General features: G+C 59.9%; 14 protein-coding genes. All 14 read right to left on the reverse strand.

Annotation, left to right across the window (positions count from 1 at the left end; translation table 11 throughout):
- Positions 1–12: 12 nt before the first annotated feature.
- On the reverse strand, positions 13–798 hold the full coding sequence (locus tag SIAM614_RS22235; protein WP_006938106.1) for a carnitinyl-CoA dehydratase: 786 nt from the start codon (positions 796–798) through the stop codon (positions 13–15).
- Entirely contained in the window at positions 795–2846 is a 2052-nt protein-coding gene (locus SIAM614_RS22240; protein ID WP_006938107.1) for an acetate--CoA ligase family protein, read from the reverse strand. The genes SIAM614_RS22235 and SIAM614_RS22240 overlap by 4 nt, the downstream gene beginning before the upstream one ends.
- A gap of 3 nt (positions 2847–2849) precedes the next feature.
- Positions 2850–4010 (reverse strand): acyl-CoA dehydrogenase family protein, encoded by a 1161-nt coding sequence (locus tag SIAM614_RS22245; RefSeq protein WP_006938108.1) that lies wholly within the window; start codon positions 4008–4010, stop codon positions 2850–2852.
- A gap of 417 nt (positions 4011–4427) precedes the next feature.
- The gene (locus SIAM614_RS22250) at positions 4428–5381 is read right to left on the reverse strand and encodes a LysR substrate-binding domain-containing protein (RefSeq protein ID WP_324294004.1); all 954 of its coding nucleotides are present in this window, start codon (positions 5379–5381) and stop codon (positions 4428–4430) included.
- Positions 5382–5449: 68 nt separating this feature from the next.
- The gene (locus SIAM614_RS22255) at positions 5450–6124 is read right to left on the reverse strand and encodes a DUF1028 domain-containing protein (protein WP_006938110.1); all 675 of its coding nucleotides are present in this window, start codon (positions 6122–6124) and stop codon (positions 5450–5452) included.
- A gap of 34 nt (positions 6125–6158) precedes the next feature.
- Positions 6159–6575, reverse strand: a complete 417-nt coding sequence (locus SIAM614_RS22260) for a RidA family protein (RefSeq protein ID WP_006938111.1) — start codon at positions 6573–6575, stop codon at positions 6159–6161.
- A 32-nt stretch (positions 6576–6607) separates the two neighbouring features.
- Positions 6608–7858, reverse strand: a complete 1251-nt coding sequence (locus SIAM614_RS22265; protein ID WP_006938112.1) for a flavin-containing monooxygenase — start codon at positions 7856–7858, stop codon at positions 6608–6610.
- 47 nt (positions 7859–7905) lie between these two features.
- Positions 7906–9057, reverse strand: a complete 1152-nt coding sequence (argE, locus tag SIAM614_RS22270; protein ID WP_006938113.1) for an acetylornithine deacetylase — start codon at positions 9055–9057, stop codon at positions 7906–7908.
- A gap of 75 nt (positions 9058–9132) precedes the next feature.
- Positions 9133–10497 carry an aminotransferase class III-fold pyridoxal phosphate-dependent enzyme gene (locus SIAM614_RS22275; protein ID WP_006938114.1) on the reverse strand — a complete coding sequence of 455 codons (1365 nt, stop codon included), beginning with the start codon at positions 10495–10497 and terminating at the stop codon, positions 9133–9135.
- A complete protein-coding gene (locus tag SIAM614_RS22280) occupies positions 10494–11270 on the reverse strand; it encodes a carbon-nitrogen hydrolase family protein (RefSeq protein ID WP_006938117.1) in 777 nt (258 codons plus the stop codon). Before SIAM614_RS22280 ends, SIAM614_RS22275 begins: the two co-directional genes overlap by 4 nt.
- 20 nt (positions 11271–11290) lie before the next feature.
- Positions 11291–12319 (reverse strand): extracellular solute-binding protein, encoded by a 1029-nt coding sequence (locus SIAM614_RS22285; RefSeq protein ID WP_040440841.1) that lies wholly within the window; start codon positions 12317–12319, stop codon positions 11291–11293.
- A 41-nt stretch (positions 12320–12360) separates the two neighbouring features.
- Positions 12361–13170, reverse strand: a complete 810-nt coding sequence (locus tag SIAM614_RS22290) for an ABC transporter permease (protein ID WP_006938126.1) — start codon at positions 13168–13170, stop codon at positions 12361–12363.
- Complete coding sequence (locus SIAM614_RS22295; protein ID WP_006938127.1) at positions 13170–14093, reverse strand: ABC transporter permease; 924 nt, start codon at positions 14091–14093, stop codon at positions 13170–13172. The genes SIAM614_RS22290 and SIAM614_RS22295 overlap by 1 nt, the downstream gene beginning before the upstream one ends.
- Positions 14093–15166 carry an ABC transporter ATP-binding protein gene (locus SIAM614_RS22300; protein ID WP_006938128.1) on the reverse strand — a complete coding sequence of 358 codons (1074 nt, stop codon included), beginning with the start codon at positions 15164–15166 and terminating at the stop codon, positions 14093–14095. Before SIAM614_RS22300 ends, SIAM614_RS22295 begins: the two co-directional genes overlap by 1 nt.
- Positions 15167–15219 lie beyond the last annotated feature (53 nt).

Below are 15219 nucleotides of genomic sequence, written 5' to 3' on the forward strand. Positions count from 1 at the left end.
CCTCTTTTCGTCTTACCGGCCCTTCCAGACCGGGTCGCGTTTTTCGGCAAAGGCGCGGGCGCCTTCCTGCTGGTCTTCAGAACGGTAAAGCCGCTCTACGGTTTCAAACTGGCTGCGGGTGATCCGGTTGAGCGCATCGAGGAACTTCATGTCCTCGGCCTCGCGGACAACTTCCTTGATGGCTGCAAACACCAGCGGCGGGCCACTGGCCAGCTCGTCGGCCAACTTGCGCGCTTGGCTCATCAGGTCGGCGGAAGGAATGATCCGGTTGACGAGGCCCCAGCGATTGGCTTCCTCCGCATCGAACCAGCGCCCGGTGAACAGCAGCTCCATGGCGATGTGATACGGGATGCGCTTGGGCAGCTTGATCGTTGCCGCATCCGCCACCGTGCCGGACCGGATCTCCGGCAGGGCGAAAGTGGCGTGTTCGGCCGCCAGGATGATGTCGGCTGATATCGCCAGCTCCAGTCCACCCCCGCAGGCAATGCCATTGACGGCGGCAATCACCGGCTTGTTCAGGCCGCGCAATTCCTGCAAACCGCCGAAACCGCCTTTGCCGTAATCCGCATCGGCCGCTTCGCCGTCAGCAGCGGCTTTCAGGTCCCAACCGGGGCAGAAGAACTTTTCGCCCTGACCGGTGATGATGGCCACCCGCAGGTCGGGGTCGTCCCGGAACTGGGTGAAGATTTCGCCCAGTTCCTGGCTTGTGGCCATGTCGATGGCATTGGCCTTGGGGCGGTTCAGAGTGACTTCCAGCACCGCTCCGCGGCGCTCTGTCAGTACGTTTTCAAAAGTCATGCTCGTTCATCCATTCTGATGAGCGCATCTGCTGCAATGGCGCCGGAGGCGCGGCAGATCAGCGGGTTAATTTCGGCCTCGTGCAGGGCATCCGCATGCGTGCGCACCAGGTCCTGCAGGGCCATGACCGTATCCAGAACGGCATCCATATCGGCAGCCGGCCGGCCGCGATAGCCGTTCAACAAGGCACTGGTCCTCAGGCCCGACAGTGCCTCGCGTACCTCGTCCCGGGAAGAAGGCACCAGAACCGAAACCGTATCGCGGATCAATTCAGTCAATATGCCCCCAAGTCCCAGGGTCAGCACAAAACCATGAGCCGGATCGCGGGTCACCCCGACGATCAATTCGGCCAGGGAACCGGTGATCATCTCTTCGACCAGAAATCGCTCCGCAGGCATCGCGGCGGCAGCCTCAGCCACGGCTTCAGCGCTGGAAAGGTTCAGGACAACGGCACCGGCTTCAGTCTTGTGAGCGATGCCCTCGCCTTTCAGCACAACGGGAAAGCCGATCTGCGCAGCACATTCTCCAGCTTCTTGAGCCGCGCAGGAACGGCTGGACCGCGGCACACGTATCCCGAAGCCGGAAAGAAGTTCCTTGGCTTCAGCCTCGGAGAAAACACGGGGTGCCCCCTGCCCGGCCTTCGGCTGGATCACCGGCACGGGACGGGTGCTCGTGTTCCTGGCAAGCCCGACCTGAGCAGCCGCCCGAATGGCTCTGAGAGCGTCGCCCATGCCGCAGAGAGGCGTGATGCCGAACCCGATGGCCTGCCGGGCGACAGGCTCAGGCAGACCTTCGGACACGAGCGAGATCAACGCCATCGGGGTGCCGGTAAGTTCCCGGGTGCGGGCAACTGCCCGCAGCACCTGATCGTAGTCCGGCGCCTCGAAGCGATCATCACGCGGATAATCCAGAACAACGCACCCAAGGCCTATGTCGGCCGTGCACAGGGCTATGAACGTTGCTGCCAACGCTTTCTCGTCACCCCAGATATAGGTGTTGTAGTCCAGCGGGTTCGCCAGGGCGACCTTGGGACCGAGCGCCGCTCTGAGACCGGACCTCTGGTCTTCGGTCAGTGCGGGAAAGGAAACACCGGCGACGTCCCCCATATCCGCCATCAGGGAGGCTTCACCGCCGGAACAGGAGGCAGAGGCAATCCGGCTGGACGTCAACCCTCCCGTGACGTGCAAAATCTTGAGCGTCTCGATCAGTTCCGTCGGCGTATCAACCTGGGCGATCCCCAGCCGCTTGAGGAGCGCCACCGCGCCGGCATTACTGCCTGTCAGCGACGCGGTATGCGAGACCGCTGCCGCCTGCGCCTGTTCGGAAGATCCCACCCGCAGGGCCACGATCGGCTTTTGCAGCTCTGCCGCGCGGGCGGCAAGCGCTTCGAAAGCCGCAAGATCGCTGATCCCCTCGATGTGAAGCCCCAGTGCCGTGATGCGCGGGTCTTCCAGGAGTGCGATCCCCAGGTCACCGATCGAGGTCTGCGCCTGATTGCCGGCCGCCAGCACTGCGGCAAGAGGCAGTCTGCGACGCTGCATGGTCAGATTGACCAGCACGTTCGAAGATTGGCCGATGATGGCAACCCCGGTCTCCACAGGGTCGAGCCCATGTCGGTCGGGCCACAGGGACACGCCGTCAAGAGCATTGACCATCCCGTAGCAGTTCGGCCCGAGAACAAGCATCTCGCCCGCGGCCTCGACAAGGCGGGCTTGCAGCACGCCACCGTCGGACAGTTCGGACACAGCTTCGCTGAAGCCAGCCGCAAAGCAGACCGCGCCGCCGCAGCCAAGAGCGGAAAGCTGTCCGGCCACCTGAACCGTCAGCTCCCGGTTGACCCCGATGAAGGCGGCATCCGGTACACCGGGAAGAGAGTTCAGATCCGGATAAGCCGGAAGGCCTCCGATAACGGGCTTTTTCGGGTGCACTGGCCAGATCTCTCCGGCGAAACCGGTTGCACGGCACTGCCGCACGACGCTCTCACACCAGGCCCCGCCGCCGATCACGACGATGCTCCTGGGAGAAAAGAAGCGGCGGAATGCTGTCATAAATCAGGCCCCCAGCGGCCGGAAGAGTTCCCGGCTGATGATGTGTCGCTGGATTTCCGATGTGCCGTCCCAGATGCGCTCGACGCGGGCATCGCGCCAGAAGCGTTCGATCGGCAGCTCATCCATGAGCCCCATGCCCCCGTGAATCTGCAGGGCGGCATCGGTCACGCGCGCCAGCATTTCCGAGGCATAGACCTTGGCAGACGCAATCTCGCGGTTGGCGGGCAGCCCCTGGTCGAGACGCCATGCGGCCGACAGGGTGAGAAGGTCGGCAGCATCGATTTCGGTGATCATGTCGGCGATCTGGAAGCTGACACCCTGGAACTTGCCGATGGGCTGTCCGAACTGCTGGCGCTCTGCCGCATAGTTCAGGGCATGCTCGAAAACCCGGCGGGCGCGGCCAACGGAATTCGTCGCGACGGTGATGCGGGTGGCATAAAGCCACTCGTTCATCACGTCGAAGCCACCATCGACTTCACCCAGCACCTGCGCGTCCGACAGGCGGCAGTTGTTGAAGTAGAGGATGGAATTCTTGTAACCGCGGTGCGAGACCGAATTGTAGCCCTTCGCGATCTCAAAGCCCGGCGTTCCGCGATCAACGAGGAAACAGGTGATCCGCTTTTTCGGACCGCGCGGTGTTTCATCGACACCGGTCGCGATGAAAACGATAACAAAGTCCGCGTGATCAGCCCCGGAAATGAAGTGCTTCGACCCGTTGACGACCCAGTCGCCGCCATCGCGCACTGCCGTGCACTTCATGCCGCGCACGTCCGACCCCGCATCCGGTTCGGTCATCGCCAGCGCATCCATCTTTTCCCCGCGCACAGCCGGCATCAGATACCGCTCGATCTGATCGCCCTTGCAGGCCATCAGGATGTTCTGCGGACGGCCGAAGAAGTGGGTGAGTGCCATGGAGCCACGGCCCAGTTCCCGCTCGACCAGCGCAAACTCCAGATGGCTCAGGCCAGGACCGCCGACGCTTTCCGGGAAGTTCGACGCATAGAACCCCAGGTCGATGACCTTCTGCTTGATTTCCTGTGCGATCTCAGCCGGCACTTCACCGGTGCGCTCGACTTCAGCTTCATGCGGGTAGATTTCTTTTTCCACGAAGCTGCGAACGGTGGAGACGATCATCTCCTGTTCTTCGGTCAGACCAAAATGCATGGAGCACCCTTTTCGTTCAGTCTTGAATTTTTCAAGCGAGCATGACCGCACAGGTTCCGCGCAGCCGGTTCAGAAGCAGGTCAGCCAGCCCAGCGCGCCTGGCGCATCAGCGCCTTGAGCGGAAACGCGGTGTGCCGCTGGGGCGGTGAGATGGGGCGGGACCGTGAGATGGGGAATTTACGCATTGCCCTGAAGGCCCCAGCAGCGTCGGAAACTCGCCTTCGGCAATGTCCAGGGAATTATCGTCAGACGCAGTGAACGCGCCGGACGTCTTACCGACCGAACGTGCTTCAATCTGCGCTGTGCTGGCCACAATCGCTACGCCTTTCCAATCGAGTAACTCTTGGCACGAGGTTAGAAAGGAGATGAGGTCGTCCGCAAATGAAACTTATTGGGTGCACCGACAAACAAAATTTGTCACGCTTCGCTTTTTGGGTGAAAGCGGCTTATTTCCAGTCGGGTTTTCAACCACTTGTGAAATTCGACCACAATCGGGTTTTCGAAATTCTCTTCCGGCGTACAAATGAAATAACCCGTATCCGTGTGCAGCGACTGGGCAAACGGGCGCATGAGCCTGCCTTCCTGCAACTCCTTGTGCCACAGGACCGTGTCGCCGATTGCAATGCCCTCGCCCGCAAGAATGGCCGTGAGGACGATATTCATGTCCGAGTAGCATATGCCGCGATGCGCATCTTTCGCCGGCAGGCCGGACAATTGCATCCAGTCTTCCCAGTCGCTGAAATCCAGCATGTGCAGCAGGGTCGCGTTCTTCAAGATGCTGAGGTCGTTGAAGGTCTTGAACCGGCTCAGATATGCCGGGCTGCAAAGCGGCGTGAAGTCGACCGACATCATCGGCTCGACGACCACATTTGCACGGGTTTCTCTGCCGAAGGTGATAAATGTATCGACCTCCGGGTTGGCTGTGCTGGCAAGGTTCTGAGAGCTGATCACATTCACCAGCACCTCCGGGTTCTGCGCCAGAAAGTCCCCCATGTGCAGACACAGCCAGGCGGCGACGAAGCCGGGTGGCGCGCTGATGGTCAATCGCCCCGTCAAGCCGTGTTCCGAAACACGAGCCGTCGAGGAGGCAATCATGCTGAGAGCGCGGCGCACCTCCTCGGCATAGACGATGGCGCGCGGCGTGATCTCGGTCTGGTTGCCATTGCGCACAATGATCTTGAAGCCCAGATCGCGCTCCAGAAGGCGGAGCTGATGACTGATCGCACTGCGGGTGACATTCAACTCCGCAGCGGCACGCCACAGTGCACCATTGCGCGCGACGCTCTCAATCGCCCTGAGGGCCTGGATCGACGGATAACGGTTGATAGCGCCCTCACAGAAAGAACGGGTTACCCCCGCTGAATATCGCAGCGCGGTTGGACGATCAAGACGGCCTCCCCGCCGACGGTGCTTGTGCGTTTGTCCGAATGCGGCTGTCTTTACTCGTCACCTGGCACGCCGTAACTGGGTGCAGCCGTCGGATCGAGCGCGCGTGTCACATAGTCCTCCAGTTGCGGCTTGTAGAGACGCCAGAGGTTTCCAAGGGCCTGAATGGGATCTTCTTCGATCCAGTCAACGCGCAGGTCAGCAATTGGCCAGCTGACGTCACGCACCATGTAAAGACCGGCGGAATGGACCGGTCCCGCCTCACCACCGGCCTTTGATCCTGCTTCCATGGCCGCAATCAGCCGGTCCCCCAGATCGCCCCGGGCAGCCTCGAAGCCTGCGACCATTGCGGCTGGAACACCCGTATTCGCAAGCAGGTTTCCGGCAGCGACGCAGTCCTGCCCGGCGGCAGTTGCATGGACACCGAGAGTTTCCCGCCCGGAATGAAATGCAGCTTTTCCCGTTCTGTCGAGAATGACTACCTGGCGCCAGTCGGCAGTGGGATAATCCTTGAGCAACGCAGCAAGGGCCGCGTCAGCATCAAGACCCTGTTCAAGCAGGTCCAGTCCCCGGCTTCCAAGAGACGGATCGGTAATATTCTGGCTCGCCACGACGCCGACCTTGGCGCGCGCATGGGCGCAGCGTGCTGCGACCGCCGGTGAGGATGAGGAAATGGCGATGCCCATCGTCCCCGTTTCGGGGCAGCGGGCGGCGATGGAAAAGGTCATCTTGTGTACTCAATCAAATCGGCAGGGTGCAGGGTCAGGCATCTGGAATAACGGCGGTGGCGTCGATTTCAACCAGCCATTCAGGGCGGGCAAGAGCTGAAACCACGATACCGGTGGAGACCGGGTAGACACCTTTCAGCCACTTGCCGACGATGCGGTAGACATCCTCCCGGTAGCGCGGGTCGATGAGGTAGATGGTAATCTTCGTGATGTGATCGAGCTCCGATCCCGCCTCTTCGAGAAGCATCTTGATGTTGGCCATCGCCTGTTCTGTCTGGGCTTTCACGTCACCGACGCCGACATTCGCGGAGGTGTCCAGGTCCTGACCGATCTGGCCGCGGACGAACACCATCGTGCCTCTGGCCAAGACGACCTGACACAGGTCGTTGTCCAGGTTCTGTTCCGGGTACGTGTCCTTGGTATTGAATTTGCGGATACGGGTGTGGGCCATTGCGGGCTCCATGTTCGAAGGGATGAAGAAAGCTATTGGGCTGCGGGTTCGAAGAGCCTGTAGTTTCGCTGTTTGACAATATGATCGGTCAGGTATTTAGCGTCATACCAGACACCCCAGATGAACGACGAGCCGCGCCGCGTCTGCCAGGGCAGGCCGAGAAAATAGACGCCCGGCACAGAGGAAACGCCGCGCTGATGGATCGGCGCACCGGTTTCATCAAAGGCATTCACCTCCAGCCAACTGTAGTCCCGGACAAACCCTGTTGCCCAGATAACGGTGCTGATGCCTGCCTCTTTCAGATTCAGTTCAAGAAGAGGGTTCGCCACGCACTCCGGATCCGGACCGATGATTTTGGCTTCCGGCTCAGGTGGCAAATCGAGACCGTAGGCCTCGATATAGGCATCGGCTTCGTCCAGCAGCGACAGGTAATTTTCGTCACCTGCGTTGATGTTTTCAGCAAGGTCGTCGGAAAAGGCCAGCACGCCATTCTCGCAGGATCTGGTCATGCCAAGCAGCGTCATGCCACGATCCGCGAGCTTGCGGAAATCGATCGTGTGTCCACCGTTGGCGCCGGAGACGGCGATGGTGACATGCTCGGACCCGGGAACAAACTCGGCGTCCCATTTGTTCAGCACACCCAGCCACCAGCAGAAATCCCGGCCGCGATAGGAACGCGGTGGCCGATTGTGAGATCCAACGGAAAGATAGGTCTTGCGGCCGGAATTCATCAGTTCTTCCGCTATCTGCACACCGGAAGACCCTGCTCCGATAACGAGCACCGCGCCGTCGTCCAACTGCTCCGGATTGCGGTAGGCCGTTGAATGGATCTGCGTGAGCCCGGGCGTTTCGGGTATCAGTTTGGGGAAGACCGGAACCTGGAAAGCACCGGTTGCCGCGACAATCGTTTCCGCCTCTATGATGCCTTCGGACGTTTCCGCGCGGAAGCCGTGGCGGCGCTCAAGTGGCGTCACTCTTGTGACTTCAAGACCGGTCCTGACAGGAGCGTTGATCTTACGGGCGTAGGCCTCGAAATAGTCTGCCACAGCCTCTTTATGGACAAAAGCATCCGGTGCGTCATCGAAGGTCAGACCCGGAAAACGATCGTGCCACGCAGGACCGTTGGCGACCAGAGAATCCCAGCGTTCGGACCGCCAGCGTTCGGCTATCCGATTTTTCTCCAGCACAAGATGAGACAGGCCTGCAAGGCCGAGGTGCTCACTCATCGCGATGCCAGCCTGTCCACCCCCTACCACCAGTGCATCCACCTTTTCGATCGCCATCTTGGTCAGGTCCTCTCCGGATTATCGTGTCATGCGGTTATTGCCGGTCATTCGATATGGGTCTCGACGAGCCGCGCCAGCATCTGCCGGCAGCGCTCCATCTGGTCGCGGGCAATGAATTCATCGGCTTTGTGCCCCTGATCCATGGACCCTGGTCCGCAAACGACAACGGAGACACCCAAATGCTGTTGGAACAGTCCGCCTTCCGTGCCGAAAGCGACCTTCAGCGGTGCGTTGCTTCCTGATAGGGCGCGCGCCTTGGAGACCTGCGGACTGTCGGCTCTTGTCTCCAGTCCCGGATAGGTGTTCAGAACATCTATCCGGATACGCGCGTCCGGAAACCGCTCTTTGAGGCGTCGTTCCTGATGCGTGGCTTTTTCAAGCAATTGCTCCAGAAAGCTCTGCGCATCTTCTTCTGCAACATTGCGAATTTCAAAGTCGAGCACACAGCTATCCGGCACGATGTTCAAAGCCGTGCCTCCTTTCAGAATGCCCGCATGCAAGGTGGTGTAGGGAATGTCAAAGGCTTGGTCCCTTACCCCTTTTTCCTGGGTCTCTTCCTGAAGGGCGCGGATTTCCGACAGAAAATCCGCGGCCATGTGAAGCGCGTTCAGTCCGGTGGGCGCCAGGGCCGAATGAACCGTGTGACCGCAGCAGGTCGCGCGCGCCGCCAGTTTGCCTTTATGGCCGGTGGCAACACTCATGGAGGTCGGCTCGCCGATCAATACCCAGTCCGGTTTCAGTCCGGCTTTTGCCAGATCCTCCAGCATGGGCCTTACACCGACGCAGCCGATTTCCTCGTCATAGGAAAGCGCAAGATGAAGCGGGATGTGGAGCGGTTTGCGGACAGCACCAAGAACGGCCTCGATGGCACAGGCGACGAAGCCCTTCATGTCGGCAGTGCCGCGACCATAGAACAGGCCGTCCCGCTCCTGCAGGCAAAAGGCATCACTGGTCCAGCTTTGACCATCCACAGGAACGACGTCCGTGTGCCCCGAAAGCACGACGCCGCCCGGCCCTTCCGGGCCGACGGTTGCAAACAGGTTGGCGCGGTCACCGCTTTCCGACGGCAGAAGCCTGGACCTGATCCCTGCCTGGCTCAGCAGCTCCTGCACCCATCTGATCAGGTCGATATTTCCATCCCGGCTCACGGTCGGAAAGGCGATGAGTTTTTCCAGCAATGCGAAGGCGTTGGACATGAGTTGAAACTTGCAAACAATCCCACTTTGAACGGTGCGGGGCACCTTTGTTCAAGGTGCCCCGGCTCGAAGGTGTCACAAGTTTCGACTGACGTCTGCGATACTCTCACGCAAGATGTCGCCAATCTGGCCGATTTGTGCCTCGGTGAGGATCAACGTTGGCGAGAGGATCAGAATATTCCCGAGCGGGCGGGCAATCAGCCCCCGTTTCTGCGCGGCCCGGGCGAGTTTCAACCCGATGGCATCCTCGGGAGCGAAACTTTCCCGGGTCTCCTTGTCCCTGACGAACTCAACGCCCATCATGAAGTGACTGCCCCGCACCTCGCCGACGATGTCGAGATCCGCCAGACCCCGCAGGGTGTTCTCGAACAACTTGCCGGTGACACGTGCCTTCTCGGGTATCTGCTCCTTTTCCATGAGAGCGATATTGGCAAGACCCGCGGCAGCGGCCGCCGGATGACCGGAATACGTCATGCCATGCAGGAACATTCCGCCAGGGCGCGAAATGACTTCATGGATTTCGTCCGACACGATGGTGGCCGACAGGGGTTGGTAGCCTGACGTCAGACCCTTTGCCGTATTGATGATGTCCGGCGTGTGACCAAAGACGTCCTGCGAGGCGAAGAAATGGCCAAGGCGGCCAAAGGCGGTTACCACCTCGTCCGCAATATACTTGATGTCATTGTCCGCGCAGACTTTCGCCATGCGCGCGTGATACCCCTCAGGCGGCACGACGACGCCTCCGGCCCCCTGGATAGGCTCGGCAACAAAGGCGGCAATGTTCTCCGCCCCCAGACGCTCGATGGTGTCCTTCAGGTCCTCAACCAGCGCATCGCAGAATTCGGCTTCGGTCATCCCGTCGCCTTCGCGCCAGTAATGCGGGCTTTTCAGGTGGTGAACGAGGCCCTCCACATGATCCCATCCCACGGAATAGGCCGGTGTCGTCATTGCAATCGCAAGATGGGTCGAGCCGTGGTAGGCCCCGATGCGGCTCAGGATCTTTTTCTTTTTCGGGCGCCCCAGCCGATTGTTGTAATGGTGCAGGATGCGCACAGCGCTGTCATTTGCGACAGAACCCGAATTGCCGAAATAGACCTTGTTGAGCTGGCCGGGTGCCAACTCGGCGAGTTTTTCCGCCAAGGCCGCGGCCGTCGGGTGGGTGAAGTTGTAGAACGTTGAATAAAAGTCCAGTTCATTCAACTGCTTCGTAATCGCGTCGATAATTTCCCGTCGTCCGTGACCGACGTTGGAACACCAGAGCCCACCGATACCATCGATCAGCTCATTGCCTTCGCTGTCACGCACCATGGCGCCTTCAGCACCGACGATCACCGTGCGGGCACCGTCCTGTTTGAGCAGGTTCAAGTCAGCAAAGGACTGAATCAGGTGGGTGTCGGCGGTCAAAACCGCATCTGTGCTGATATCCGTTTTAATATTCATTGGAAATTTCCCTCCCGATAATCCTGGTCTTGCCGGGACAGAAGGTCCCGCGGGATGTCTGAAACTGGCGCGAGGTCCGCCACCAGAAGAGTTTCACCGACCCCAGCGCTTGCCAGAACCCGCGCATCGGGACCGGCAATCAGGGAGTGGCCGCCAAAGGTGATGTCACCATCGGCACCGAAGAAATTGGCATAGACGATGGTCAGCCCGGCTTCGGCCGCACGCGCTGGCACGAAAGTGTGGGACACATGCTCGAAACGCTGCGGATTGGCAGTCGGCACCAGCACCAGGGAAACCCCCTGCTCCGCCAGTCGCCGGCAATGCTGCGGAAACTCGACATCGTAGCAAATCAGGAGTGCTGTCTTGCGGCCACCGAACTCGAACACCGTGTACTGCGTCCCGAAGTTGAAGCTGGCTTTTTCCATCTCGCCGAAAAGCTGTATCTTTCGATAGTGACCAAGCTGTTCGCCGCTGGTGCCGAAGGCCGTGGCGGCATTATAGACGGCTTCATCGCAGCGTTCGCTCCAACCGACCGTCAGACCGCACCCGGCTTTTTGAGCCAGTTTCGACAGTCGCTCACACCACTCCCCGCCCAGAGGCTGGGCGAGGGATTGGTGCATGTCCGGGCGATTGTACCCGGGCAGAAAAAGTTCGGGGAAGACGACCATACTGGCGCCAGCCATGGCGGCTGCCGTCAACTGGGTTTCGAGCCGGCTGAAGCCCGCCTCGATGTCCCCGCAGGTGGCAGGACCCTGATAAAGCGCCAGTTTCATGGTCTTCCGATACCTTGTTTCTACTTTTTCAGGTTGGTCCAGATGGCGTCGTAAAGAACCTGGACGTCTTGCGGACAGGCCTCGACGAAGACACCCTTCTGGTCTGCCGGCGGATTAGATTCAGGCGAGTTGGCCACTTCCGGCTTGAGGAATTCGCCGACCCCCTTCACGCCTGCGGTGTACTGCGCGTAGTTGGTGACAGCAGCGGCGTTTTCCGGCTCCAGCAGGAAGTTCATGAACTTCAATGCGTTTTCACGGTTGGGGGCGTCCTTCAGAAGCACGACGTTGTCCATCCACACGATCATGCCTTCCTTAGGGAAGACATATTCGATGTTGGCCCCTTCCGAGCGCGCCTTGGCGGAAAAGCCCGACCAGATCATGCCGGCCGCGGCATCGCCGGAGACCAGAACATCCTTGGCAACGTCAGACCCGAACGAGGCCCAGTCGGCCTTGGCTTTCTGGACCAGGGCGTTGAGTTCCTTGAGGTGCTCCCTGTCGGATGTGCACTGGGGAATGCCGAGGTAGAGCGATGCCAGGGTCAGCGTTTCGCCGGCCGTATCCAGCACATTGATCTTGCCTTTCAACTCTTCCGGCGCGTCAAAGATCAGGGAAAGACTGTCGAGTTCGCCCTTGTAGAGAACCTTGTTCACCGAGAACGAGGTTGACCCCCACTGATAGGGAATTGAACTCTTGCGGCCCGGATCGAATTCCACGTCCACCCATCTGTCTTCGATGTTGCCGAAGTTGGGCAGTTCGGACGCCTCGAAGGTGTCCAGCATGCCTTCGTCCCGCATGATCTTGACCATGTAGTCGCCGGGCACGGCCACGTCGTAGCTTCCCAGCTTTCCCGCCTTCAGCGAGGCGAGCAAGGCCTCGTTGCTGTCGAAGGTGTCCATGGTGACTTCGACGTCATATTCCTCGGCGAATTTGTCGAGCAGCTCCTGCGGGATGTACTCGAACCAATGGTAGATCGAGAGTTTGCCTTCGGCGTGGGCTCCGGCAGTCAGGGCCAACAGGGCCACGGCAGTTGATGCGAGTAGTTTCCTCATGAAATTCTCCACTCTGTCTGGTTGGTTGCTGAGTCAGCTTTTTATGTTTTTTCTTGCCCCATCCGGCCGACCAGCCAGGACAGGGAAACGAAGACCACCGATACGACGAGCATCAGGGTGGAAATGGCCATTATGTTTGGTTTGATGCCCTGTTTGACGGACCCGAAAATGGCCGTCGGCAGGGTCTCGATACCGGCGCCCTTGACGAAGTTCGTAATCAGGAAGTCGTCGAGGGAGATGATGAAGGCGAGCAGGAAGCCGGAGAGAATGCCCGGCGTCATCAAGGGAAGCAGCACAAGTTTGAACGCTTCGCGCGGCGTGGCGTAAAGGTCCATCGCGGCTTGCTCGTACATGTCCGGGATCGATTGCATGCGCGCCGAAATGGGCAGGTAGGCAAATGGTATGCAGAAGACGGTGTGCGCGATCAGGATGGTCGTCAGTCCGGTGGTGAAGCCGATTGCGGAGAAAAACACCAGGCTCGCCACGGCGGTGACCACCTCCGGCACCATCAGGGGCAGATTGATCAGCGCGAAGGACAGCGTCTTGCCCCGGAAACCGCCGGCACGGGTCATGGCGACGGCCGCAAGGGTGGCAACGATGGTTGCGATGACCGAGGCGCAAACCGCGATGATCAGGGAGTTGAGTGCAGCCTGCTGGAACTTCGGTGCTTCCGGCCCGGTAAAGACATCCAGATACCAGGTCAGGGAGACGCCGCCCCAATTGGTGATCGAGGTCGACGCATTGAAGGAATAGACAGCAACGACAATCAGAGGCGCATAGAGCACGAAAAGACAGGCGATCGTGACCGCGAGAAAACCGGGAAAGCGGCGCAGGTTTGTCGAGCCGGCCATCAGCGCACCTCCGCCTTGTTCTGATTGCGGGCATAGACCAGCAGAACGCACATCACGATGGTCAGGAGGATCATGGAGGCTGCGGCACCGAACGGCCAGTTCCCGGCGTTGCCCTTGAACTGTTCCTCGATCAGCGAGCCGATCATGAAGGTTTTGGCCCCGCCCAGAAGATCCGGCGCCAGAAAGGCTCCGAGAGAGGGAACAAAAACCAGGATGCAGCCTGCGATGATGCCTGGCCTGACGACTGGCAGGATCACCAGCCAGAGGATCGTCCAGGTGCCTGCGTAAAGATCCGCAGCAGCCTCGGAGAGAGAAAAGTCGTAGCGCTCCACGGCCGCATAGATCGGAAGCACCATGAAGGGAAGGTAGGAATAGAAGAGGCCGAGCTGCACGGCGAAGTTCGTATTGATCAGGCCGAGCGGCTCTTCAATGACATGCAGCGCCAGCAGGAATTCGTTCAGGGGGCCGGTGTCGCGGATCAGGAACTTCATCGACACCGTCCGGATCAAAAGGTTGACCCAATAGGGAATGGTGACGAGAAACAGCCAGATCGAACGGGACTCGGGATTTCTCGTGGCAATGAACCAGGCCGTCGGAAAACCGATCAGAAGGCAGGTGATCGTGGCGAGGCCAGCCTGCCAGATTGATCGCCAGAAGATGCCGATATAGGTCCATTCCAGGGTGGGAGGTTCATCGCCGAAGAGGCCGCGATCGAAAAAGAACTGGTCATAGGCGTCTAGCGAGAACTCCCAGATCACGCCGCCCCGGAACTCCTTCGTCAGGAAGGAATAGACAGCCATCATCACAACGGGGGCAAGCAGGAAGATGCCAATGATGATCCAGGAGGGTGCCAGCAGTTTCCAGCCGCTGCCCTGGTAGATGTGGGACGTACCGCCCGCGCCGACAGGCGCTCCGGCCGCCATCAGTCTGCCAGCAGACGCGCGGCGTCTGCTTCCAGATTGAGACCGATAACGTCCCCGGCTTTCGGCAGGAGCGTGCTTTCCGTGTTCTGCAAACGGATACTCATGACCTCGCCGTCGACCAGCTTCACGTGCAGCTGATTGTCAGTGCCAAGATAGGTGTGCCCCGTGACCGTCGCGATCAGGTCCCCCGCCGCCTCGGCACAAATGGATATGCGCTCCGGGCGCACGGACAAATGCCCCGGGCCACGTGCATCTACGGCCGCAGCAGGGCATTCGAAGCTCCGGTTTCCAGGCAACAGGACCTTGGCCATACCGTTGTTGACGGACTCGACCGTCACGTCCAGCAGGTTGGTCTCGCCGATGAAGTCCGCGACGAAACGATTGATCGGGGCTTCGTAGATTTCCCTGGGCGGGCCCACTTGCTGCACGTGACCTGAGGACATGACCGCAATCCTGTCCGACATGGTCAGCGCCTCTTCCTGGTCGTGGGTCACGAAGATGAAGGCAATGCCTGTTTCACGCTGAATGGCCTTGAGCTCCATGCGCACAGCCTGCCGCAGTTTCAGATCGAGGGCGGAGAGCGGCTCGTCGAGAAGCAGGACTTCCGGCCGCGGGGCAAGGGCCCTGGCAAGCGCAACGCGCTGCTGCTGGCCGCCGGACAGCTGACCGGGTTTACGGGCGGCAAAATCAGACAGCTGAACCAGCTCCAGCACATCACGCACACGGCGTTCCGCCTCCTGCCGGTTCCAGCCCTTGCGCAACAGGCCGAACATGACATTTTCGGTCACGCTCATATGCGGGAACAGAGCATATTGCTGGAATACGGTGTTGACCGGCCGCTTGAAAGGAGGCTGGTCAACCAGATCCTTTCCTTTCAGGCGGATATGGCCTTCCGTAACGTCTTCAAATCCGGCTATCGCCCGCAGCAATGTTGTCTTGCCACAGCCCGACGGCCCCAGCAGGGTGAAGAACTCGTTTTCCCGGATATCCAGTGAAACGCCGTGAAGGGCGGTCACGCTTCCGTAGCGTTTGACGACTCGATCGACAGAGACTGCAATCCCGGGACTGGTCATACGCACCTCTTGGTGATACCCCTCAATTTACAAATTGGAGCGTAAAAACTTAA

Origin of the sequence: Roseibium aggregatum IAM 12614, from assembly GCF_000168975.1 — a bacterium.
In the GTDB taxonomy this organism is placed as follows: domain Bacteria; phylum Pseudomonadota; class Alphaproteobacteria; order Rhizobiales; family Stappiaceae; genus Roseibium; species Roseibium aggregatum.

Coding starts and splice junctions, on each gene's coding strand:
- SIAM614_RS22235 (WP_006938106.1), bottom strand. CDS start 798: ATGACTTTTGAAAACGTACTGACAGAGCGCCGCGGAGCGGTGCTGGAA.
- SIAM614_RS22240 (WP_006938107.1), bottom strand. CDS start 2,846: ATGACAGCATTCCGCCGCTTCTTTTCTCCCAGGAGCATCGTCGTGATC.
- SIAM614_RS22245 (WP_006938108.1), bottom strand. CDS start 4,010: ATGCATTTTGGTCTGACCGAAGAACAGGAGATGATCGTCTCCACCGTT.
- SIAM614_RS22255 (WP_006938110.1), bottom strand. CDS start 6,124: ATGACCTTTTCCATCGCCGCCCGCTGCCCCGAAACGGGGACGATGGGC.
- SIAM614_RS22260 (WP_006938111.1), bottom strand. CDS start 6,575: ATGGCCCACACCCGTATCCGCAAATTCAATACCAAGGACACGTACCCG.
- SIAM614_RS22265 (WP_006938112.1), bottom strand. CDS start 7,858: ATGGCGATCGAAAAGGTGGATGCACTGGTGGTAGGGGGTGGACAGGCT.
- argE (WP_006938113.1), bottom strand. CDS start 9,057: ATGTCCAACGCCTTCGCATTGCTGGAAAAACTCATCGCCTTTCCGACC.
- SIAM614_RS22275 (WP_006938114.1), bottom strand. CDS start 10,497: ATGAATATTAAAACGGATATCAGCACAGATGCGGTTTTGACCGCCGAC.
- SIAM614_RS22280 (WP_006938117.1), bottom strand. CDS start 11,270: ATGAAACTGGCGCTTTATCAGGGTCCTGCCACCTGCGGGGACATCGAG.
- SIAM614_RS22285 (WP_040440841.1), bottom strand. CDS start 12,319: ATGAGGAAACTACTCGCATCAACTGCCGTGGCCCTGTTGGCCCTGACT.
- SIAM614_RS22290 (WP_006938126.1), bottom strand. CDS start 13,170: ATGGCCGGCTCGACAAACCTGCGCCGCTTTCCCGGTTTTCTCGCGGTC.
- SIAM614_RS22295 (WP_006938127.1), bottom strand. CDS start 14,093: ATGGCGGCCGGAGCGCCTGTCGGCGCGGGCGGTACGTCCCACATCTAC.
- SIAM614_RS22300 (WP_006938128.1), bottom strand. CDS start 15,166: ATGACCAGTCCCGGGATTGCAGTCTCTGTCGATCGAGTCGTCAAACGC.